Source organism: Microcella frigidaquae (genome assembly GCF_014200395.1).
Taxonomy (GTDB): Bacteria; Actinomycetota; Actinomycetes; order Actinomycetales; family Microbacteriaceae; genus Microcella; species Microcella frigidaquae.
Window position 1 is genome coordinate 273,332 of sequence record NZ_JACHBS010000001.1, and the last position, 22,045, is coordinate 295,376.

General features: G+C 71.7%; 20 protein-coding genes. 9 read left to right on the plus strand and 11 right to left on the minus strand.

What is annotated here, in order from left to right:
* Nucleotides 1-17: 17 nt before the first annotated feature.
* A complete protein-coding gene (locus tag BJ959_RS01295) occupies nt 18-335 on the plus strand; it encodes a hypothetical protein (RefSeq protein ID WP_153981075.1) in 318 nt (105 codons plus the stop codon).
* Here the strand turns inward: BJ959_RS01295 and BJ959_RS01300 are convergent.
* Nucleotides 332-1,021: an exonuclease domain-containing protein gene (locus BJ959_RS01300; protein WP_153981074.1), complete on the minus strand. Its 690-nt coding sequence runs from the start codon at nt 1,019-1,021 to the stop codon at nt 332-334. The genes BJ959_RS01295 and BJ959_RS01300 overlap by 4 nt on opposite strands.
* Nucleotides 1,021-2,724: a maltose alpha-D-glucosyltransferase gene (gene treS, locus BJ959_RS01305; RefSeq protein WP_153981073.1), complete on the minus strand. Its 1,704-nt coding sequence runs from the start codon at nt 2,722-2,724 to the stop codon at nt 1,021-1,023. Before treS ends, BJ959_RS01300 begins: the two co-directional genes overlap by 1 nt.
* A gap of 18 nt (nt 2,725-2,742) precedes the next feature.
* Here treS and BJ959_RS01310 point away from each other — a divergent pair, with 18 nt between their 5' ends.
* Nucleotides 2,743-3,627: an alpha/beta fold hydrolase gene (locus BJ959_RS01310; protein WP_153981072.1), complete on the plus strand. Its 885-nt coding sequence runs from the start codon at nt 2,743-2,745 to the stop codon at nt 3,625-3,627.
* Nucleotides 3,628-3,643: 16 nt separating this feature from the next.
* Complete coding sequence (locus tag BJ959_RS01315; protein ID WP_153981071.1) at nt 3,644-4,732, plus strand: glycosyltransferase family 4 protein; 1,089 nt, start codon at nt 3,644-3,646, stop codon at nt 4,730-4,732.
* A 69-nt stretch (nt 4,733-4,801) separates the two neighbouring features.
* On the opposite strand, the gene BJ959_RS01320 is transcribed toward BJ959_RS01315, so the two are convergent.
* From BJ959_RS01320 to BJ959_RS01330, 3 genes are read right to left on the minus strand one after another with little or no spacing between them, the layout of a single operon-like run.
* A complete protein-coding gene (locus BJ959_RS01320; RefSeq protein WP_153981070.1) occupies nt 4,802-5,278 on the minus strand; it encodes a YbaK/EbsC family protein in 477 nt (158 codons plus the stop codon).
* Nucleotides 5,278-5,913: a histidine phosphatase family protein gene (locus BJ959_RS01325; RefSeq protein ID WP_153981069.1), complete on the minus strand. Its 636-nt coding sequence runs from the start codon at nt 5,911-5,913 to the stop codon at nt 5,278-5,280. The genes BJ959_RS01320 and BJ959_RS01325 overlap by 1 nt, the downstream gene beginning before the upstream one ends.
* Before the next feature lie 37 nt (nt 5,914-5,950).
* Nucleotides 5,951-6,802 carry an NAD-dependent protein deacetylase gene (locus BJ959_RS01330; protein WP_153981068.1) on the minus strand — a complete coding sequence of 284 codons (852 nt, stop codon included), beginning with the start codon at nt 6,800-6,802 and terminating at the stop codon, nt 5,951-5,953.
* Nucleotides 6,803-6,909: 107 nt separating this feature from the next.
* On the opposite strand from BJ959_RS01330, the gene BJ959_RS01335 reads away from it, so the two are divergent.
* On the plus strand, nt 6,910-7,716 hold the full coding sequence (locus BJ959_RS01335) for a TrmH family RNA methyltransferase (protein ID WP_153981067.1): 807 nt from the start codon (nt 6,910-6,912) through the stop codon (nt 7,714-7,716).
* A gap of 66 nt (nt 7,717-7,782) precedes the next feature.
* On the opposite strand, the gene BJ959_RS12915 is transcribed toward BJ959_RS01335, so the two are convergent.
* From BJ959_RS12915 to BJ959_RS01360, 5 genes are all read right to left on the minus strand, one after another.
* A complete protein-coding gene (locus BJ959_RS12915; RefSeq protein ID WP_341799837.1) occupies nt 7,783-9,876 on the minus strand; it encodes an alpha-galactosidase in 2,094 nt (697 codons plus the stop codon).
* Nucleotides 9,877-9,917: 41 nt separating this feature from the next.
* Entirely contained in the window at nt 9,918-11,246 is a 1,329-nt protein-coding gene (locus tag BJ959_RS01345) for an ABC transporter substrate-binding protein (RefSeq protein WP_153981065.1), read from the minus strand.
* Nucleotides 11,247-11,314: 68 nt separating this feature from the next.
* The gene (locus BJ959_RS01350; RefSeq protein WP_165878970.1) at nt 11,315-12,226 is read right to left on the minus strand and encodes a carbohydrate ABC transporter permease; all 912 of its coding nucleotides are present in this window, start codon (nt 12,224-12,226) and stop codon (nt 11,315-11,317) included.
* Nucleotides 12,223-13,119 carry a carbohydrate ABC transporter permease gene (locus BJ959_RS01355; protein WP_153981064.1) on the minus strand — a complete coding sequence of 299 codons (897 nt, stop codon included), beginning with the start codon at nt 13,117-13,119 and terminating at the stop codon, nt 12,223-12,225. The genes BJ959_RS01350 and BJ959_RS01355 overlap by 4 nt, the downstream gene beginning before the upstream one ends.
* Nucleotides 13,109-15,148 (minus strand): beta-galactosidase, encoded by a 2,040-nt coding sequence (locus BJ959_RS01360; RefSeq protein ID WP_341799836.1) that lies wholly within the window; start codon nt 15,146-15,148, stop codon nt 13,109-13,111. Before BJ959_RS01360 ends, BJ959_RS01355 begins: the two co-directional genes overlap by 11 nt.
* A gap of 179 nt (nt 15,149-15,327) precedes the next feature.
* Here BJ959_RS01360 and BJ959_RS01365 point away from each other — a divergent pair, with 179 nt between their 5' ends.
* Both BJ959_RS01365 and BJ959_RS01370 read left to right on the plus strand, forming a co-directional pair.
* Nucleotides 15,328-16,350 carry a substrate-binding domain-containing protein gene (locus BJ959_RS01365; protein ID WP_153981062.1) on the plus strand — a complete coding sequence of 341 codons (1,023 nt, stop codon included), beginning with the start codon at nt 15,328-15,330 and terminating at the stop codon, nt 16,348-16,350.
* Complete coding sequence (locus BJ959_RS01370) at nt 16,347-17,612, plus strand: D-alanyl-D-alanine carboxypeptidase family protein (RefSeq protein ID WP_165878969.1); 1,266 nt, start codon at nt 16,347-16,349, stop codon at nt 17,610-17,612. The genes BJ959_RS01365 and BJ959_RS01370 overlap by 4 nt, the downstream gene beginning before the upstream one ends.
* Nucleotides 17,613-17,630: 18 nt before the next feature.
* Here the strand turns inward: BJ959_RS01370 and BJ959_RS01375 are convergent, their stop codons facing one another.
* Nucleotides 17,631-18,392, minus strand: a complete 762-nt coding sequence (locus BJ959_RS01375) for an SGNH/GDSL hydrolase family protein (RefSeq protein ID WP_153981060.1) — start codon at nt 18,390-18,392, stop codon at nt 17,631-17,633.
* Between the two features lie 170 nt (nt 18,393-18,562).
* On the opposite strand from BJ959_RS01375, the gene BJ959_RS01380 reads away from it, so the two are divergent.
* From BJ959_RS01380 to BJ959_RS01390, 3 genes are all read left to right on the plus strand, one after another.
* Entirely contained in the window at nt 18,563-18,820 is a 258-nt protein-coding gene (locus tag BJ959_RS01380; protein ID WP_153981059.1) for a GlsB/YeaQ/YmgE family stress response membrane protein, read from the plus strand.
* Between the two features lie 77 nt (nt 18,821-18,897).
* Nucleotides 18,898-20,142, plus strand: coding sequence for a DNA polymerase IV (locus tag BJ959_RS01385; RefSeq protein WP_153981058.1), 1,245 nt, complete (start codon nt 18,898-18,900; stop codon nt 20,140-20,142).
* A 65-nt stretch (nt 20,143-20,207) separates the two neighbouring features.
* Nucleotides 20,208-21,986 carry a DEAD/DEAH box helicase gene (locus tag BJ959_RS01390; RefSeq protein ID WP_341799835.1) on the plus strand — a complete coding sequence of 593 codons (1,779 nt, stop codon included), beginning with the start codon at nt 20,208-20,210 and terminating at the stop codon, nt 21,984-21,986.
* Nucleotides 21,987-22,045 lie beyond the last annotated feature (59 nt).

The window sequence follows — 22,045 nt, forward strand, 5'->3', positions numbered from 1 at the left end:
GGGTATAGGGTTCGGGCATGACCAGCGCGGATGTTTCCTCAGCTCGCACCTACCCGGGCGTCGTTGTCGCTGCCGTCACCCTCGCGGTTGCGGGGGTGATCGGGTTCATCGCCGCACCCGCGCTGGGCCTGGTGATCGCGACCGGGGGCGTCTGGCTCTCGCTGCGCTCCCGGCGCGCTCTGCGCGACAACAGCGAATTCCACGGCTGGGGTCTCTCGCTCGCCGCGATGATCGTGTCGTCAGTGACAGTCGCGCTCGGAGTGCTCTTCTTCCTGTCGCCGCTGCTGCTGTCCCTGGTGTTCCTGATGACCGGCGGGATGGCCACCTCGGGCTAGCCGCGCACAGGCCAGCCGCGGTCGGCCGTGAAGCTGTGGTCGCGCTGCGTGCGCATGTAGTTCTCGAAGTTGTCGGCCTGCTGGTCGTGCCAGCGCGCCTGAGCAGCGTGCAGCTCCTCGAGCGTGGCGGGCAGCGCCGCGGCGTGCGTCGCCGCCAGGGCACGCGCCACCTGACCGGCGGCGATCGCGTCGGCCCCCGCGTCGTGCGCACCGTCGAGCGTCACGCCGTAGTGCACCGCGGCGACCTCGAGCGTGCGCTTGCCCTTGCGGTACCGGTCGACGGCCTTGTCGAGCACGAGAGGGTCGATCACCGGTGCCGGGTCGACGAGGGGCGCGACACCGTGCCGCGCGGCCTCGGCGGCGAGCAGGGAGAGGTCGTAGGGAGCGTTGTAGACCACGAGCGGCCGACCGACCGCCAGCTGCGCGCGCAGCTCTGCCACGACCTCCGCCACGACCTCGGCGGCCGGGCGACCCTCGGCCCGCGCGCGCTCCGTCGTGATGCCGTGGATGGCCGCGGCACCCTCCGGGATCTCGACCCCGGGATCGGCCAGCCAATCGCGGCGGGAGACCACGGTGCCGGAGGCGTCGAGCACGGCGACGCAGGCGGTGACGATGCGGGCGGTGCGGACATCCACGCCCGTCGTTTCGAGGTCGAAGACGGCCAGTTCGCGGTCGAGGAGGGCCATCAGCGCTCCTCCACGCCCAGCCAGTAGAAGCTCTGGGTGCCGAGCGTCAGGGTGAGGGAGCCGTCGTCGCCGACGGCGGGGAAGGGCGCGCCGCCGAACAGGTCGTGCAGGCCAACCCCCTCCAGCCCCTCGGCGCTGATCGTCGCCGAAACCGGGTTGTGGGCGAACGAGAACACGCACAGGATGCGCTCCGGGGAGTCGCCCAGGTGCGACCCGGTTCCGGCGTACTCGCGCACGAACGCCAGCACCGACTCGTTGTCGGTGCGCAGCACGCGCATCGTGCCGAGGCCGAAGGTCGGGTGCGCCTTGCGCACGTGGATCACGTTGCGCACCCAGTGCAGCAGCGAGCGCGACTGCGCGAGCTGGCTCTCGACGTTCGTCTGGCTGTAGTGGTACACGAGCGACTGCACGACGGGCAGGTACAGCTTGCCGGGGTCGGCGGTCGAGAAGCCCGCGTTGCGGTCGGGCGTCCATTGCATGGGCGTGCGCGAGCTGTCGCGGTCGGGCAGCCAGATGTTGTCGCCCATGCCGATCTCGTCCCCGTAGTACAGGAAGGGGCTGCCCGGCAGGCTGAACAGCAGGGCGTGGGCCAGCTCAAGCTCGGCGCGTGAGTTGTCGAGCAGCGGCGCCAGCCGCCGGCGGATTCCGACGTTGGCGCGCATCCGCGGGTCGTAGGCGTACCAGCCGTACATCGCCTGCCGGTACTCCTCGCTCACCATCTCGAGGGTCAGCTCGTCGTGGTTGCGCAGGAAGACCCCCCAGGCGCTGCCCTCGGGGGCGTGCACCTCCTCGCTCAGCTGCCGCTCGAGCTCGGTCGCCTGCTGCGAGCGGAGTGCGTAGAAGATGCGCGGCATGACCGGGAAGTCGAAGGCCATGTGGCACTCGGGCTGCTCGTCGGTGCCGAAGAACTCGACGACCTCGTGGGGCCACTGGTTGGCCTCGGCGATGAGAATGCGGCCGGGGTACTCCTCGTCGACCATCGCGCGCAGCTTCGCGATGAACGCGTGGGTGGGCGGCTCGCTCTCGCCGGTGCCGCCGTCGGACTCGTAGAGATAGGGAATCGCGTCGAGCCGGAAGCCATCGACCCCGAGGTCGGCCCAGAACCGGACGATATCGAAGATCTCGTCGTGCACCTTCGGGTTCTCGAAGTTCAGGTCGGGCTGGTGCGAGAAGAAGCGGTGCCAGTAGAACTGCCGACGCACCGGGTCGAACGACCAGTTCGACTCCTCGGTGTCGACGAAGATGATGCGGACATCCTCGTACTTCTCGTCGGTATCGCTCCAGACGTAGTAGTCGCCGTAGGGCCCCTCCGGGTCCTCCCGCGAGGCCTGGAACCACGGATGCTGGTCGGAGGTGTGGTTGATGACCAGGTCGATGACGATCCGCATGTTGCGCTCGTGCGCCTTCGTCACGAGTTCGCGGAACTGCTCGATCGTGCCGAACTCGGGCAGAACCGACGTGTAGTCGGCGACGTCGTAGCCGCCGTCGCGCAACGGGCTCTCGAAGAACGGCGGCAGCCACAGTGCGTCGACCCCCAGCCACTGCAGGTAGTCGAGCTTCGAGATCAGCCCGGCGAGATCGCCGATGCCGTCGCCGTTCGAATCCATGAACGAGCGCACCATGACCTCGTAGAACACGGCACGACGGTGCCAGTGCGGGTCGAGGGTCAGGCCGGGAGTGGTGAGGGGGGCGGTGAACGACACCCGCCTAGACTAATCACGATGGTCGCCCCTTCTCCGTACGCCGAGGCGCTCGCGCGCATCCCGGCGCGCGAGCGCGACATCGAGGTGCTCGGGTCGCGCACACACCTGGTCGAGTACGGGCCGCTGGATGCCGACCGCACGGTCGTGCTCGTGCACGGCTTCCGCGGCGACCACCACGGGCTCGGACCGGTCGTGGCGCAGCTGCCGGGCATCCGGTTCATCGCCCCCGACCTGCCGGGGTTCGGAGCCAGCGCGCCGCTCGAGGGCCGCCCGCACGACATCGACGGCTACGTGGCCTGGCTCGACGCCTTCCTGCACGAGGCCGGCGTGCACGGCACGGCGGTTCTGCTCGGGCACTCGTTCGGCTCGATCGTCGTCTCCGCGGCCGTCGCGAACGGCGTGCCGACGCCGCGGGTGATCCTCGTCAACCCGATCGGACAGAACGCGCTGGCCGGCCCGCGCGGCATTCTCACGCGCCTGGCCGTGCTGTTCTACCGGGTGGGGGCCGCGCTGCCCGAGCGCCTCGGCTTCGCCGCCCTCCGCAGCCGCCTGGTCACGCGCGTGATGAGCGAGACGATGGCGAAGACGGATGACCGCGCCCTGCGTCGCTGGATCCACGAGGAGCACGACCGCTACTTCTCGGCCTTCGCCACCCGCCAGAGCCTTCTCGAGGCCTTCCGCGCCTCCGTCTCGCACGACGTCTCGGAGTATGCGGCCGACATGACGCCGAGCACGTTGCTCGTCGTCGCCGACGAGGACGACATCACGCCGCTCGCGGCCCAGGAGCACCTGGTCACGCTGTTCCCGGATGCGCGCCTCGAGGTCATCGCCGGCGTCGGGCACCTCATCCACTACGAGAAGCCGGTCGAGGCGGCCGCGGCCATCCGCGCCTTCCTCGCCTGAGCCGCCGGGTCGCATCATGCGCATCCTCATCGACTGCCGCTACGTGCGGTTCCCGCGCCACGACGGCATCAGCCGGTTCACCGCGAGCCTCGTGGATGCCCTCCGCCCACTGCTCGCCGACGGCGAGTCGCTCGAGCTCCTGATCAGCGATGAGCGGCAGTTGTCGATGCTGCCGACCGGGCTGCCCTGGCACATCGTGAGCGGACCCACCAGCGCTCGCGAGCCGTTCGTCGCGCGCCAGGTCAACCGGCTCGCGCCGGACGTGGTGTTCAGCCCGATGCAGACGATGGGAGCGCTCGGGCGGCGCTACCCGCTCGTGCTCACCCTGCACGACCTCATCTACTACGCGCACCCCACCCCGCCGCGCGACCTGCCCTGGCCGGTGCGCCTTGGCTGGCGGCTGTACCACCTGGCGTGGTGGCCGCAGCGGCTGCTGCTGAACCGCGCCGACGCGGTCGTCACCGTGAGCGAGACCACCCGCGCGCTCATGCAGCAGCACCGGCTGACACGGCGGTCGATCACGGTCGTGCCGAACGCCGCCGACCGGCCGGCGACCGTCGCGCCGCGCTCGCGCCCGGAGGGCATCGAGCTCGTCTACATGGGCTCGTTCATGCCGTACAAGGGCGTCGACACGCTCGTGGCGGCCTTGCACCACCTGCCGGGGGCGCGGCTGCACCTGCTGAGCCGCATCCGCCCCGCCGATCGCGCACGCTTCGAGGCGGCGGCCCCGGCCGGCGCGCTCGTCGTGCACGACGGCGTGAGCGACGACGAGTACGCCGCGCTGCTCGACGGTGCCATGGCACTCGTGAGCGCCTCGCGCGACGAGGGCTTCGGCATCCCGCTCGTCGAGGCGATGGGGCGCGGCACGCCCGTCGTCGTCAGCGACATCCCGATCTTCCGCGAGATCGGCGGCGAGACGGCGCTGTACGCGACGCCGGGGGATGCCGAGGCCTTCGCCGCGAGCGTCACCGAGCTGCTGGCGGCGGGGGAGTGGGAGCGCCGCTCGGCCGCGGCCCCCGCCGAGGCGGCCCGGTTCGACTGGGGACGGTCGGCCGCCGTGCTGCTCGAGCTACTGCGCGAGCAGGCCGCGCTGGGACGCCGCTGAGCTCGTCCGGTATCCGCGCGCCGGACGACACTCGTGAATCCACGGAACGCGGGGATCCCGCGCGAGGTGCTAGCGGGTGCCGATGTCGGCGAGCTCGCCGCCCGTCCACGCAACGAGCTGCTGCGGGCTCGCCGGGAACACGTCGTAGGCGCTGCCCGCCGCCGACCAGACCGTGTCGAAGCGCAGCAGGTCGCGGTCGATCACCGTGCGCACGGGGGCGGGATGCCCGAGCGGCGGCACCCCTCCGATCGAGTAGCCCGTCGCGGCCTTGACGGTCGTCGCGTCGGCCTTCTCGATGCGCCCGCCGAGCACCGCGGCAAGGGCGTCGAGATCGGCGCGGTTGCCGCCGCAGACGAGAGCGAGAACGGGCTCGCGGCGGTCGTCGTCGTGCACGACGACGAAGACGAGCGACTTGACGATCGCGCCGACCTCCACACCGACCGCGGCGGCAGCCTCAGCGGCCGTGTGGGTCGAGTCGGGCATCCGTTGCGGAGTGATCGGCAGGTGCGCGGTCGCCTGCAGGAAGCGCTCGGGGCCGGACGCCATCAGCGGGCCTCCCGCTCGCGCTCGGCGAGACGGTTCTGCTGCTCGAAGTCGTCGGTGTACGGGAAGATCGAGCGCTCGTCGATCGGGTCGTCGAAGGCGACGAGCTCGAGCGAGCCGTCGGCGTGCCGGAAGGAGTGCACCGAGCCGTTCGTGATCGGCTCCCGGTGCTGTCCGGGCGCGACCGTCTCGAGCACGCTGCGGATGACGCCACCGTGGGCGACGACGATCACCGCCTCGCCGGGGTGCCGGGCGGCGAGGTCGTGCAGCGCCGCGACGACCCGCTCGGCGACGGCCTCGCGCGGCTCGCGCCCCGGCACGTCGGCGCCATCGGGAAAGAGCGCGTCAATCTCGGGGCCGGTGAGCCCCTCGGCCTCACCGTAGTCGCGCTCGGCGAGCCGCGCCTCCAGCTCGGGCTCGCCGAGGCCGACCGCCTCGCCGATCAACCGGGCCGTTTCGGCCGCCCGCGACAGGGGAGAGGCGACGAGGGCCGTCCAGCGCCGGTCGGCGAGGAGCGCGCCCGTGGCCCGCGCCTGCTCGCGGCCGAGGTCGTTCAGCGGGATGTCGGTCGAACCCTGGATGCGCCGCTCGCGGTTCCAGTCGGTCTCGCCGTGGCGCACGAGCGCGAACACCGTCATGAGCAGTCCTTCCGCCGGCCCCGGCGGTCGGGGTCGATCAGGCCGACAGTGCGTCGCGCAGAGCGGCGAGCGTCTCGGTCGTGCCTGCCTCGATCTTAAGGGCGGCGCGGGAGTCTGCCTTCGTCTCACCGCGGTTGACGATGATCGTCGGGATGCGCTTCTTCGCCGCCTGGCCGACGAGGCGGATGCCCGAGTTCACGACGAGGGACGACCCGAGTACGAGCAGCGCGTCCGAGCGGGCCACGATGCCGCGGGCCTCCTCGAACTTGACGGGCGGCACGAACTCGCCGAAGAAGACGATGTCGGGCTTGAGGGTTCCGCCGCAGACCGAGCACTCGGGCACGGCGAACCGCGAGACGTCGGCGACCTCGGCATCGCCATCCGGATTCATGGTCGCGTCGGCGTCGCTCAGCCACGGGTTCAGCGCGGTGATGCGCTCGGCGATCGCTCCGCGGTCGAAGGTCTGCCCGCAGTGCAGGCACGTGACGCGGTCCATGCTGCCGTGCAGGTCGACGACGCGCCGACTGCCGGCGCGGATGTGCAGGCCGTCGACGTTCTGCGTGACGACTCCGGTGACGATGCCGCTCGCCTCGAGCTCGGCGAGCGTCACGTGCCCGGCGTTCGGGCGGGAGGCGGCGAACCGGCTCCAGCCGAGATGGCTGCCAGCCCAGTAGCGCTTCCGGTACGGCTCGTCGGCGAGGAACTGGCTGTACGTCATGGGCGTGCGCACGGGCGCCCCCACACCGCGGTAGTCGGGAATGCCCGAGTCGGTGCTCACGCCGGCCCCGGTCAGCACGGCGATACGACGACCGCGCAGCAGCTCGACGGCCTGATCCACCGCGGCGCGCGCCGTGGCATCCAGCTCGACGAGCGGTGCGGCGATCGACATGAGGCCTCCGGTGGTTCCCTCTCGCAGACTAGAACGCCCGGGTTTCGGATATGTTTCCGGGGGCTGGAAGCGCGACCCGCGTTCCGCCGAGCACGAGACGAGCATCCATGCGCATCGCCCCCATCACGAGCCTCGACGAGCCGGCCCTCGCCGACTACGCGCGCCTCACCGACGTCGCCCTGCGGCGCGTCACCGAGCCGGAGGGCGGGCTCTACATCGCCGAGTCGCTCACGGTCATCGAGCGGGCGCTGCGGGCCGGCCACGAACCCCGCTCGGTGCTGACGAGCGAGCGCTGGCTGCCCGAGCTCGAGGCGCTGCTCGGTGATCACGATGTCACCGTGCACGTCGGCTCGGCGGGTGTGCTGGAGGAGCTCACCGGCTTCCATCTGCATCGCGGCGCCCTGGCGAGCATGCACCGGCCGCCGCTGACCCCGGTCGCCGAGCTGCTGCGGGATGCCCGCCGCGTGGTCATCGTCGAGGACGTCGTCGACCACACCAACGTCGGTGCGATATTCCGCTCCGTCGCAGGGCTGGGGGCGGATGCGGTGCTCGTGACCCCGCGCTGCGCCGACCCGCTCTACCGGCGCAGCGTGCGCGTCTCGATGGGCACCGTGCTGCAGGTGCCCTGGACCCGGCTGCCCGAGTGGAACGACGCCGTGCCGCTGCTGCACGCGGCGGGTTTCACCATCGCCGCGCTCGCCCTCGCCGACAACGCGGTCGGCCTGCGTGAGTTCGCCGCGACCTCGCCCGAGCGCGTCGCCGTCGTCGTGGGCACCGAGGGCGACGGGCTCAGCCGGGCCGCTCTCGCCGCAGCCGACGCCGTCGTGACGATCCCGATGGCGCACGGCGTCGACTCGCTCAACGTCGCCGCGGCGACCGCCGTGGCGCTCTACGCGCTGCAAGCGCGACCATAGGCGCCGTGCGCTGCAGGCCGCGCGCCGCGCGAGGAGCGGCGCGCACGGAGCGGCGCGCACGACAGCTCAGTCGACGGCGACCGCGTGCAGCACGAGCGCCTGCTCAGGCCCGAGAAGCGGCACGGGCAGGCCGAGCTCGGCGAGCAGCGCACCCGGGATCGTCGTGCCGCCGGCGGCGAGCCACGCCGGGGGAGCATCCTGCACCGCGTGCGGGGGCGCGCCGAGCGTGACCGGCTCGATGCGGTAGTGGCGCGCAGGGTCGAGGCCCGGCAGGCGCAGGGGTGCCGGGAGCGCGACGGCCGCCGTTGCGAGGGTGGCGAGCGCGATCAGCGCCTCGCCGCCGTCGGGCGCGACGAGCGCGTGCACCACGCGGTCGTCAGTCGCCTCGTCGGTGCGCACCGTGCGGCCGGTCGTCAGCAGAGGGCGGAACCGCTTGACCGTGGTCACCCACTCGCGCAGCACCGCGCGGTCGTCGTCCGACGCCGCAGTGATGTCCCACTCGATGCCGGCGCTGCCGAACAGCGCCGTGGCGAGCCGGAAGGACAGGTCGTGGCGGCGCCCGGTGATGTGCGCGCGCGGGGCGCCCACGTGCCCGCCGAGCAGCTCGGGGGGCATCAGCAGGCCGCTGTAGCGCTGGATGCGCTGGCGATCGAGGGCATCGTTGGTGTCGCTGGTCCAGAACCGGTGCACGCGGCGCGCGATGCCGAGGTCGACGCGGGCGCCGCCGGAGGCGCAGCTCTCGATCGCGACGTGCGGGTGCCGGGCGCGCAGGTCGTCGATGAGCGCGTAGACGGCGCGGGTGTGCGCGGCGGCACTGCCAGCGTGCTGATCACGGTTGTGGTCCCACTTGAGGAAGGCGATCGGGTACTCGTCGAGCAGCGCGTCGAGCGCCGCGAGCACGTGCGCGCGGGCGGCGGGGATCGTCAGGTCGAGCGTGTGCTGGAACCGCCACGACGGGGGATGGTGCGCCTCCGCGCCGGTCTCCGTGTCGGCCTCGGCCAGCATCCATTCAGGATGCTCGCGCGCCAGCCGCGAATCAGGACTGACCATCTCGGGCTCGACCCACAGCCCGAACTCCATGCCGCGCGCGATGACGGCGTCGGCGAGCGGATGCAGCCCCTCCGGCCAGCGTTCGGGGTCCACCGTCCAGTCGCCGAGCGCCCGGCGGTCATCGGTGCGACCGTGGAACCAGCCATCGTCGAGCACGAAGCGCTCGATGCCGAGGTCCGCCGCGGCCTCCACGAGCGGCAACAGGCGGTCGAGGTCGTGGTCGAAGTACACCGCCTCCCAGGTATTGAGCACGACCGGCCGGTGAGTGGAGGGGCTGAGGGCGCGCACGAAGGGGTGCAGCCGGTCGCTGACGCCATCGAGCCCGCGATCCGACCACGCCAGCACGGCCTCGGGCGCGGTGTACAGCTCACCCGGCGCCAGCACGATCTCACCCGGCTCGAGCAGCTCGGCGGCGAGCAGCCGGCGGTGGCCGGTCGGCAGCGCCTCGACCCCGGTGCTGCTGTTGCCGCTGAAGGCGTGGTGCAGCGCCCACACTTCGCCGGAGCGGAAACCGAAACCCGGCGTGCCGACCACGGTGAGGTAGGGCGCGTCGTGGCCGGGGCGGCCGCGACGCTGCTCGCGCAGGTGGAGGCCGTCGCGCACGGCTCCGCGCTGCGGGCGCCGTTCGGAGGCCCAGAGACCCGTGAAGTCGAGCAGCTCGTCGGCCCGGGCGGGCACGGGCACGGCGACCGCGAGGCGGTGCAGGTCGACGCCCTCGGGGGCTTCGGCGCGGGCATCCCACCCGATGGTCAGCACGCCCTCGGGCGACAGGGCCGCACGCCAGGTGAGCGCGAGCAGGGGGCCGTGGTCGTCGGCCGCCGCGAGCTCGACCGTGATCGCCGTGGCGTCGTGCGTGAGGCCGGTGCGACGGATGCGGAGCGGCAGCCGCGCGAGGGGAGCACCCGCCCGCCGCGCCACGAGCACGGGCGAGCCGCTGAAGCCCTCCGCGGCGGAGGCCAGCAGGCTCGGCGAGAGCGGTACGTCGGGTGAGCTGGGGGCGATGGCGCGACCGGCGTCGGCCACGGCGCTGAGGGATTCCGGCTCCACCGCCCCGAGATCGGAGCCCCAGTGGAGGAGCCGTGGCACGGCCGTGCCGCGGGCGTCGAGCACGAGGCTGACACCCGCGGCACGGATGTGGAGAAGCGGAATACCTACTCCTTGACGGGGATCGACGCCGCCTTGAGGGCCGCGATCGTGGAGGCCTGACCAGCGGTCAGCGCGTCCAGAAGCGTACCGTTGCCGGACACGGCAGCGGAGAACCCGTCAGCGACATCGTTGTAGACCTGCGTCATCGTCGGGCCCCAGGTGAAGTTGGGGTCGACGTTGTTGCCAGCCTCGGCGAACACCTCGTAGATGTTCTGGCCGCCGTAGAACTCCAGGCCCTCGCCGAAGGCCGGCAGGCTGCCGCCCTCGATGGTCGCCGGGTAGATGTTGGCGGTGCGGTTCATCGCGGTGAGCGCGTCAGCGTCGGTGTTCAGCCACAGGGCGAACTGAGCCGCCTCGTAGGGGTGGTCCGAGCCCTTGAGCACCGCGGTGGTCGAGCCACCCCAGTTGCCCGCAGCGCTCGCGCCGGCCTCCCACTGCGGCATCGGGGCGACAGCCCAGTTGCCGGCGGTGTCGGGCGCGCCGCTCGCGATGGTGTTGGCGCCCCAGACGGCCGAGACCCAGGTCCAGATCTCGCTCGAGTTGTAGGCCGCGTTCCACTCGTCGGTCCACGGCGGGTAGACGGCGACGAGGTCGTTGTCGATCAGACCCTGCCAGTACTCGGCGACCTGCGTGGTCTCCGGGCCGGTCAGGTTGACGCTCCAGCCGTCGGCGTCGTTCGAGAACCACTGCCCGCCGGTCTGCCACACCAGGCCCGCGAAGGCGTTGATGTCGCTCTGCGAGAAGTTGTTGATGTAGCCGCCGAGCTCACGGATCTGCGCGGCAGCGGCCTCGTACTCCTCCCACGTGGTGGGAACGGCGATGCCGTTCTCCTCGAACAGGTCGGCGCGGTAGAACATGGCCATGGGGCCGGTGTCCTGCGGGATCGCGTAGACCGCGTTCTCCTCGCCGAAGGTCACCTGGCTCCAGGTCCAGGGCACGAAGAGCTCCTCAGCCTCGAGGATGCCCTCGCAGGCCGCGATGTTCTCGAGGCCGTCCTGGACGCGGAAGTTCGGCATGGCGTCGAACTCGATCTGACCCAGGTCGGGCGCGTTGCCGGCCGCGAGCTGGTTGAAGAAGTTCTGGTAGGTGCCGCCGTTGCCGTTCGGGCCGGTCTGCACCTCGACCTGGATGTCGGGGTTCTCCTCATTCCAGATCGCCACGGCCTCCTCGACGCCGGGCAGCCAGCTCGTGAAGGTGAGGGTGACGGGACCGTCGGAGGGGGCGCAGTCGCCGCCCGCCGCGGGGCCCTCGGGGGCCGCGGTCGAGCAGGCCGTCAGCGCAAGCGCGGAGATGGCCGCGATGGCCCCCACGCGTGCGACGCGAGTGATCGCCATGCTGTGTTCCTTTCGATTGGTGGTGGTGCTCCACTCGGCCGTCGGGCGGTCGAGGGTCTGTCGGCGGCTCACTTGAGACCGCCGTTCGCCAACCCCGACTGCCAGAACCGCTGCAGTGCGAGGAAGGTGACGATGAGGGGGATGATCGACAGCAGCGAGCCGATGACGACGAGCGCGCGGATGTCGGGGATCTGGCTCACCTGGGTGTTCCAGACATAGAGGCCGAGCGTGACGGGGAATAGGCCCTCGTCGCGCAGCATGATCAGCGGCAGGAAGAAGTTGTTCCAGATCGCGACGAACTGGAACAGGAAGATCGTCACGAGGGCCGGTGCCATCAGCCGCGTCGCCACGGTGAAGAAGGTGCGCACCTCGCCCGCGCCGTCGATGCGGGCGGCCTCGATGATCTCATCGGGCACGCTCGCGGCCGCGTAGATGCGCGACAGGTACACGCCGAAGGGGCTCACCAGGCTGGGCAGCAGCACGGCCCAGATGGTGTTCGTCGCGCCCGCCTGGCTGAACAGCAGGAACAGCGGGAGCGCGAGCGCCGTCGCCGGCACCAGGATGCCCCCGAGGATGACGTTGAAGAAGGTCTCGCGGCCGCGGAAGGAGTACTTCGCGATCGCGTAGCCGGCCATCGCGGCGATGAGTGTCGCCAGGGCCGCACCCACGCCGGCGTAGAGCGCGCTGTTCGCAAGCCACTGCAGGAAGACGCCATCGCGGTACTGGATGAGCGCGGCGATGTTGTCGAAGAGGGCGAAGTCGGAGAACCACAGCGGGTTGGTGGTCGTGAACTCCTGCCGCGTCTTCGTCGACGCCACGAACAGCCACCACAGCGGCGTCAGGAAGTACAGCGTGGCGACGATCATGACGGCCATCGCGACCGCGCGGGAGATCGCGCTCTCGCGGATGCCGCCGTCACGGGAGGGCTTCACGCGGGCTCCCTGCGTGCGCAGGGCCCGAGTCTCGGTCGTAACGGTCATGACGTGGCCCTCCGCTGGGTGAGCTTGAGCACGGTGAACGAGAGGATGAACGTCGCCAGCGCGAGCACCACCGACATGGCCGCCGCGAGGCTGATGTTCGGAATCGACGCGGTCGAGTAGATCGTCAGGTTCGGCGTGAACGTGCTCGTCACCGCCGAGGAGAAGCTCTGGAAGACCTGCGGCTCGGCGAGCAGCTGCAGCGTGCCGATGATCGAGAAGATGCCGGTCAGCACAAGGGCCGGCACCACGAGCGGGATCTTGATCGCCCACGCGATGCGGAACTGCCCGGCCCCGTCGAGGCGAGCGGCCTCGTAGATCTCCTGGGGGATCGACAGGAGCGCCGAGTAGATGATGAGCATGTTGTAGCCCACGTAGACCCAGGTGACCACGTTGGCGATCGACCAGAGCACCGTCTCCGCCGAGAGGAGATCGACGTTCGAGGTCACCGCGGTGAACGGCGACAGGTTCGGCGAGTACAGGAAGCCCCACATGATCGCGGCGATGACCGCGGGCACCGCATACGGCGCGAAGAACGCCAGGCGGAAGAACTTCGTGCCGCGCACGAGGGGCGAGTCGAGCAGCAGGGCCAGGATCAGCGCGAGCCCGAGCATGATCGGCACCTGCACGACCCCGAACAGCAGCACGCGCCCGATCGAGGCCCAGAACGGCTCGTTCTGGAAGACCTGGATGTACTGGGTGAGGCCGCCGAAGACCTGCACGGCCGGTCCGAAGGTGCCCTCGCGCTCGACCGTCAGCAGCGACTGGTAGACCGCGTACAGGATCGGGACGAGATAGAACAGCGTGAACAGCACGGCGAACGGCACGAGGAAGACCGCGAGGGCTCCCCGATGCCGGACCGCGCGCGACGGCCTGACGGCGTTGTCAACGGCCATGATCGCTCCTTCCGACGTGGATGACGCGGACGCCGCCTGCAGGGACGGTCGTCGCACCGATGGTCTGCTCACCCGACACCAGGTCGAGCCCCGCGACGGGCACCGTGACCGGCGCGTCGCGGTGGTTGATCACGAACTGGAACCGGCCGGCGGCCGAGACCCGCGTCACGACGTCGACATCGTCACCGACCTCGAGCACGTCGATGCCCGCCTCAGTGCACAGCTCACGCAGCAGCGCCCGCACTCCGTCGTCGTCGAGCACGGCGGCCGTGTACCAGGCCGTGCCGGCCCCGACGGCGCGGCGGGTGAGGGCGGCGGATGCGGAGGCCGGGCCGTCGGCGAACACGTCGCGCACCTCGGCATCGAGCACGCGCAGCTGCTCGCTCCAGATGGTGCCGCGCCGGCCGGAGCCAAGGTGCACCGCAGCGTCCGCCGCGAGCGGACGGAACTCGTCGACGACGACGCCGAGCAGCTCGCGGAAGGCCCCCGGGTATCCGCCCGGGCGGATCGCGTCGTGCTCGTCGACGATGCCGCTGAACGGGGTGACGAGCACGGTCGCGCCCGCGGCCGTGGCCGCGGCGATGCGCTCGGCAGCGGCATCCGTCAGTGTGTACAGCGTCGGCACGACCACGAGGTCGTAGTCGCTGAGGTCGGCCTCGGGCGCAACCATGTCGACGGTGACCCCCAGCGCCCGAAGCGCACGGTGGTAGCGGTGCGCTGCGGGCAGGTACTGCAGGAGACGGCTCGGCTGGGCGTCGCCCTCGGCCGCCCACCAGGCGTTCCAGGAGAAGACCATCGCGGCACGGGCCTCGACCCGGCTGCCGACGACGGGGGAGAGCCGGTCGAGCACGCTCGAGAGCTCGACGCTCTGCGCCCAGCCGGTGCCGGCCGTGCCGCTGTGCGGCAGCAGCGCGGAGTGGAACTTCTCGGCGCCGCTGCGCGAGGCGCGCCACTGGAAGAAGCAGATCGAGTCGGCGCCGCGGGCGACGTGGCCGAGGGCGGTGCGCAGCAGCTCGCCCTCGCGCTTGGCATGGTTGACCGGCTGCCAGCTGACGGCGCTCGTGGAGGTCTCCATGAGCATCCACGGAGCACCGCCAGCGAGGCCGCGCGTGAGGTCGGCGCTGAAGGCGAGCTCGGCCAGCGGGTCGGCCAGACGGTGGTCGAGGTAGTGATCATTGGCGATCAGGTCGAGCGCAGGCGCCCAGCTCCAGTAGTCCTGGGTCTGGATGTGCGCCGTGACCATCAGGTTGGTGGTGATCGGGGCCGACGAGCGGGCGCGGAGAACCGACTCCTCGGCGCGGTAGTAGTCGAGCAACGCGTCGGAGGAGAAGCGCTTGAAGTCGAGCAGGTGGGCCGGGTTGCCGGCCGAGCGGGTGGCGCGCGGCGGCAGGATGTCCTCCCAGGTGCCGTAGCGCTGGCTCCAGAAGGCGGTGCCCCACGCGGCGTTGAGCGCGTCGAGGGTGCCGTAGCGCTGACGGAGCCAGCCGCGGAAGGCGACCGCCGAGGCGTCGCAGTAGCACAGCGCGTTGTGGCAACCGAGCTCGTTCGAGACGTGCCACAGCGCGAGCGCCGGGTGCTCGCCGTAGCGCTCGGCCATCGCGGTGACGAGCTCGAGCGCCTTCTGGCGGAACACCGGCGAGCTCGGGCACCAGGCCTGACGACCGCCCGGCCAGGCGAGGGTGCCGTCGGCGAACTGGGGAAGGGTCTCGGGGTGGATGCGCGCCATCCACGGCGGCGGCGACGACGTGCCCGTTCCGAGGTTCACGCGGATGCCCGCCTCGTGGAGCATCGCGATGATGCGGTCGAGCCGGCTGAAGTCGAAGGGACCGGGCTGCGGCTGCAACTGCGCCCAGCCGAAGATGTTGACGGCGACGAGGTCGACGCCGAGTTCGCGCATCAGGCGGATGTCCTCGACCCAGACGGACTCGTCCCACTGCTCGGGGTTGTAGTCGCACCCGAGGGTGATCGCGCGCGTCTCCCAGCCCGGCACGAGCGGTTGCTCGGCGCTGAGGGTCAGGGGAGTGGTCACAGGCCGTCCTTCCGGGCGCGGGTCAACATCGTTGTCGCTCCGAGCGCCCCCTCTGTGAGCGTGCACAGGTCGATGACCAGTGCTCGCGGAGGAGGTTTTCTGTGAGCGCTCACAGACTAGACACGGCGCTCGCACGATGTCAACCATCCCGCCTCCGGGGCCGCCGATACACTGACCCCGTGACCGCTCCCACACCCCGCCACAAGCGCGCGACCATCTTCGACGTCGCGGCCGAGGCCGGCGTCTCGCGGGGAACCGTCTCGCGCGTCCTCAACGGGGAGCCCTACGTCTCGGCCGCGGCCCGCGAAGCGATCGAGGCGGCCATCGCGAAGGTCGGCTACGTGCGCAACACGGCCGCCCGCAACCTCGCCACACAGTCCTCCGGCGCGATCGCCCTCATCGTGCACGAGCCCGACTCCGTGTTCATCGACGACCCCAACATCGGCGCGATCCTCCTCGGGGCCAACGCCGCTCTCTCGGCCGCCGACTACCAGCTGGTGTCCCTGCTGATCGATGACGATCGGGACTCCCAGCGCGTCACCGGCTACCTCGGCGGCGGGTTCGTCGACGGCGCCATCATCGTCTCGGCCCGCGAAGGAGATCCGATCTCGCAAGCGATCGCCGACCTGCGGCTTCCCGCCGTAATGATCGGTCGGCCCGATAACCAGTCCCAGCTGCCCTGGGTGGGCATCGACAACCGGGGTGCGGCGCGGCGGATCACCGAGCGGCTCGTCGCGACGGGGCGCCGACGCGTCGGCATGATCGCCGCCGGTCTTGACCGCGACTCGGGCCGTGATCGACTCGCCGGCTTCCGGGATGCCCTCGGTGCGTCGTTCGACGACACCCTCGTCTCTCGGCAGCCCTTCTACACCTACGCGGCCGGCGTCGCCGGAATGGCCGAGCTGCTGCGCGCGGCACCCGACATCGACGGCGTGTTCGCCGCCTCCGACGCGGTCGCGGCGGGAGCGCTCGAGGCGTTGCGCGGCGCCGGCCGACGCGTGCCGGCCGACATCGGCGTCGTCGGCTTCGACGACAGCACGTGGGCGCTCCGGGCGCAGCCCGCGCTCTCCACGGTGCGCCAGCCGGCCGGGCAGCTCGGAGCGCGCGCCGCCGAGCTCGTGCTCGACCAGGTGCGCTCCGGTGGCCGCCCCGCCGACGGCGCCCTCCTCGCGACCGAGGTCGTCTGGCGAGATTCGGCGTGAGCTCGACCCCTCGACGCGCCCGCGTCCGCCTCATCGGCACGGTGGTGTCGCTCGTCACGGCGCTCGCGCTCGGCAGCTACGCGGTGCTGGCCGTGCTCGCCCCGGTGCCGATCCTGAGCCCCGTCATCCCCGCGTACGACGTGGTCGAGACCCCGCCCGGCACGGTGACGCTGCCGACCGGTGCCGCCGCGATCGCGCTCGCGGAGGGCGATCAGGTTCTCGCCGCGCGCAACCTCGATGAGCCGCGCGTGCTCGCCTCGATCACCAAGCTGGTGACCGCGCTCGTGGTGCTCGACGCCCGCCCCATCGACGGCGACGCCGAGGGCCCCGGCATTACTCTCACGGCGGCCGACGCCCGCCTGGCGCAGTCGTACATCGCCATGGGCGGCTCGTTCGCGCCCGTGCCGGTCGGGGCCGTGCTGACGCAGCGCCAGATCATCGAGCTGATGATCGTGCGCTCGGCCAACAACTACGCCGACACGCTGGCGATCTGGGCGTTCGGCTCGATCGACGACTACCGCCGGGCGGCTCGCGAGTGGCTCGATCGGGTCGGACTCGAGCGCATCACGATCGCCGACGCCACCGGCTTCTCGCTCGACAACCGCGCCACCCCGCGCGACCTGCTGGCGCTCGCCCGCATCGCCGCGACGAACCCGGTGGTCGCCGCGGCAGCCGCCATGCCGCGCCTCGCCGTCGACGGGGTGGGGGTGTTCGAGAACACGAACCGCGCCCTCGGCACCGCGGGCATCACCGGGCTGAAGACCGGCACGCTCGGCCCCGCGGTCGGCGCCAACCTCCTGTTCTCGGGCGTGCTGCCGACCGATGCTTCGGATGCGGAGCCGGTGCCCGTCGTCGGCGTCGTGCTCGGCCAGCCCGACCAGGCGGCCGTGGCGACGGCCGTGCAGACCCTGATGACGACGGCGGCCGACGATCTGCGCACCGTGACCCTCATCGAGGAGGGCGAACTGCTCGCGAGCTACCAGGCGCCGTGGGGAGACACCGTCGAGGTGCGCAGCCGGGTCACGGTCACCGATCAGGTCTGGGGCGCTGTGCGATCGCGCCTCGCGGTGAGCGCACCCACCCTGACCGGCGCCGACGACGAGCGACTCGATCGGGAGGTGACGGCCGTGATGCGGTGGGGTGGGCGCACAGAGCGCCTCGCCGTCGAGATCGTCGGAGGCATCGACCCGCCGCCGCTCGACTGGCGCCTGCTGCAGCCGCTGCGCGACGGCGGCATCCTGCCGCCGACCGGCACACGGTAGGCGCCCGCCGCGCCCCAGCTAGATCGTGGGTCGCTTCGGCTTGACCGTGTCGCCCGACGACTGGTGCCGGATGCGCCGCACCACCCAGGGCACGAGGTACTCGCGCGCCCACCCGATGTCGTCGACGCGCGCGGCGCGCCAGGAGCGCTCGGGCAGCGGCTCAGGGTGCAGGGGCTCGAGATCGTGGTCGACGCCGAGGGCCTGCAGCACGGCGATCGCGATCGTGTGATGCCCGAGTGGCGAGAAATGCAGGCGATCGGGCGCCCACATCTGGGGATCCTGCAGCTGCCGCAGCGCCCACATGTCGGCGACGATCGCGTCGTGACGTGCCGCGACCGCGCGCAGGTTCTCGTTGTAGATTGCGACCTTGCCGCGCACGCGCCGGAGCACGGGCGTCATGCCGATGTCGGGCCCGTTGAACATGACGACCGTGGCTCCGTCGCTGCGCAGTCGGCGGATCGTGTCGTCGAACAGCTCCGCGACCCGGTCCGGGTCCGTTCCGGGGCGGATGATGTCGTTGCCGCCGCCCGAGATCGTGATGAGGTCCGGGCGCAGCGCGAGCGCCGCATCCACCTGCTCGTCGGCGATCTGCTGGAGGAGGCGACCGCGGATCGCGAGGTTCGCGTAGGCGAAGTCGTCGGTGCGCTCGGCGAGAACTTCGGCGACGCGGTCGGCCCAGCCGCGGTGGCCGCCCGGGCTCTGCGGCTCCGGGTCGCCGATGCCCTCCGTGAAGGAGTCACCGATCGCGACGTACCGCGACCAGGGGTGCAGCTGAGCCATGCTCCTACCCTGGCAGATCGCTCCGCCCTCCAGAAGCCTGGGAGTCAGCCGTGCGGAAATGACCCCCAAACGGGGGACATCTGATTGACTGACGCTGAACACTTCCACAGAGGCGTTCGCACAACGGCAGCGCATCGACCGGATGCTCGCCACAACGAAAGGAGAAACCCATGGGCTTTCTCGGATTCTTGCTTCTCGGCCTGATCGCCGGGGCCATCGCGCGAGCGATCATGCCCGGCGCGCAGAAGGGCGGCTGGCTCGTCACGCTTCTCATCGGCGTCGTCGGCGCTTTGCTCGGCGGCTGGCTCGGCTCGCTCCTCGGGCTCGGATCGGTGAACGACTTCTTCAGCATCGGCACCTGGCTGCTGGCCATCGGCGGCTCGCTCCTCGTGCTTCTTCTCTGGGGGCTCGTCTCCCGCAAGCGCTAGTCGCTTCGGCGAACGCCCCACGCGCAGCAGGCCACTGTCGCATCGCGATGGAAGGATGCTCGCGTGGGGCGTTCGTCATGAGCAAGCAGGACGGCAGCGGTCGGGTCGTCACGGTCGAACCGACCGACGACACCTCGGCGAGCATCCTGCACCTCGACATGGATGCCTTCTTCGCCTCCGTCGAGTTGCTCGCTCGGCCCGAGCTGCGCGGCCGTCCGGTCATCGTCGGACATCGTGGAGCACGCTCGGTCGTCACGGCGGCGACCTACGAGGCCCGGCAGTACGGGGTCAACTCGGCCATGCCGATGGCGGTCGCGCTGCGGCGTTGCCCGCAGGCGGTCGTGCTCGAACCCCACTACGAGCGGTATCAGGAGGCGTCGGCGCACGTCATGCGGATCCTCGGCGATGTGACGCCCCTGGTCGAGCCGTTGAGCATCGACGAGGCTTTCCTCGACGTGCGGGGCGCAGTCGGACTGTTCGGCCCGCCCTTCGCCATCGCGACGGCTCTGCGGTCGCGGATTCAGCGGGAGACGGGGCTCGTCGCCTCGGTGGGGGCCGCCGCCACGAAGTTCGTCGCGAAGCTCGCCTCCGGGCGCGCCAAGCCCGACGGGCTGCTCGTCGTGCCCGCCGCGGAGACGCTGGCGTTTCTGCACCCGCAGCCGATCACCGCGCTATGGGGGGTTGGCGCCGCCGCGGCCGCCCGACTCGAACGGCTCGGGCTTCGCACGATCGGTGACGTCGCGGATGCTCCGCTCGACGCCCTCGAGCGCGCCCTCGGCCCCGCCAGCGCGCGGCACCTGCACGAGCTCGCGCACGGCCGCGACCCCCGGGTCGTCACGCCCGAGCGGCGGGAGAAGACCATCGGTCACGAGGTGACCTTCGAGCGCGACCTCACCGATCCCTCCGCGATCGACCGCGAACTGCTGCGGCTCGCCGACCGCGTCGCCGAGCGACTGCGGCGCGGTGGCTGGGTGGCCCGCACTGTCGCCGTGAAGCTGCGGTTCGGCGACTTCGAGACCATCACCCGGGCGCAGACCCTGGCCGAGCCGACCGACGTGGCCCAGCGCATCGCGACCGAGGCGCGCGCCCTCTCCGCGTCCTCGCCCGCGGCCGGGCGCGGGCTGCGGCTCATCGGCGTGCGCGCCTCCGGACTGCTGCCGACCGGAACCGTCGCGCGCGGGCTGTGGGACGACGACGAGCCGTGGCGCGAGGCCGAGACAACCATCGACGCGGTGGCGGAGAAGTTCGGGCGCGGAGCGGTGCGGCGGGCCTCCCTGCTGCGCGACAGCGCGCCCCGGCGGGGGAGCGTGCCGGAGGGCTGATCGCCGTTCCGGCGGCGCGAGCCGTGCCCGGGGCTGTCGGTCGTCTCGACTAGCATCGAGGTCTCGTGAGCCCGTCCTTCCGCCGCGCTCCCCACGTGGGCACCTTCGCCGCGGAGCACCTGTCACCGGCCTACCCCGAGCGCGCAGCCCGCGGCACCGCCGACCGTCTGCGCGCGTGGCAGGCCGAGGCCCTCGATCGCTACTTCGAGACCGAGCCGCGCGACTTCCTCGCCGCCGCGACGCCCGGGGCCGGCAAGACGACGTTCGCACTGCGGCTCGCCGCCGAGCTGCTCGCCCGCCGCACCGTCGAGCGCGTCATCGTGGTCGCCCCCACCGAGCACCTCAAGCGGCAGTGGGCCGACGCGGCGCACCGCGTGGGCATCCGCCTCGACCCCGCCTTCCGCAACGCGGGTCGCGTCATCGGGCGCGCCTTCCACGGTGCCGCGGTGACGTACGCGCAGGTCGCCATGCAGCCCTTCGTGCACCGCACGCTCGTCGAGCAGGCCAGCACCCTCGTGATCCTCGACGAGGTGCACCACGGCGGCGATGCCCTCAGCTGGGGCGAGGCGCTGCGCGACGCCTACTCGGGCGCGACCCGGCGGCTGTCGCTCTCGGGCACGCCGTTCCGCAGCGACACCGCGCCGATCCCGTTCGTCAGCTACGTCGACGAGGGCGACGGCGTGCGCGTCTCGCGGACCGACTACAGCTACGGCTACGGGCGCGCCCTGGAGGACGGCGTCGTGCGCCCGGTGCTGTTTCTGTCGTACGCCGGCCGGATGCGCTGGCGCACGTCGACCGGGGAGGAGATGGAGGCCGTGCTCGGGCAGGACGACACCGCCGACATCACCGCGCAGGCGTGGCGCACCGCACTCGACCCCGGCGGCGAGTGGATGAGCGGCGTGCTGCGCGCCGCCGACACGCGGCTCACCGAGGTGCGGCATGCGATCCCGGATGCGGGGGGCCTCGTCATCGCCACCGACCAGTCGACCGCTCGCGCCTACGCCCAGCTGCTCGCCGACATCGCGGGGGAGGAACCGGTCGTCGTGCTCAGCGACGAGGCGGGCGCCTCCGAGCGCATCGCGGAGTTCGCCGAGTCCGACGCCCGCTGGCTGGTCGCCGTCCGCATGGTCAGCGAAGGAGTCGACGTGCCGCGGCTCGCCGTCGGCGTGTATGCGACGAGCGCCTCGACCCCGCTGTTCTTCGCCCAGGCCGTCGGGCGCTTCGTACGGGCCCGACGCCGCGGCGAGACGGCCTCGATCTTCATCCCGAGCGTTCCGGTCATCCAGCGGCTGGCCGGAGAGCTCGAGCGCGAGCGCGACCACGCCCTCGACCGGGTCGGCGACGAGCTGCTCGAGGACTCGCTGCTCACGGCCGCCGAGCGGGAGGAGAAGGCGAGCGAGGAGGAGCTCACCGAGTTCGCCTACCTCGCGCTCGAGTCGAGCGCAACCTTCGACAAGGTGCTCTACGACGGCGACGAGTTCGGACTGCTCTCGCCGGTCGGCAGCCTCGAGGAGCTCGACTTCCTCGGCCTACCCGGAATCCTCGAGCCAGACCAGGTGCGCGAGGTGCTCAAGGCCCGCCACCAGCGCCAGCAACGGCGCGCGGCCGAGCGACCATCCGCGGTGGCTGCCACCGCGCCGCAGCCGCTCTACCGCTCGCTCAAGGAGCAGCGGGCGCTGCTCAACAGCCTCGTCGGGCTGCGCGCCAAACTCACCGGCCAGCCGCACGGGCACATCCACGCCGAGCTGCGCCGCCTGTGCGGCGGCCCCGCCGTCAACCAGGCGACTGTCGCCCAGCTGCAGGCGCGCATCGACCTGCTGCGGCGCAAGCTGCACAGCGCCTGACCTCCCCGACCTCTGCCAGATCTGGCGCAAACGGGCGCTACCGACGGTGCTGAGCGCCC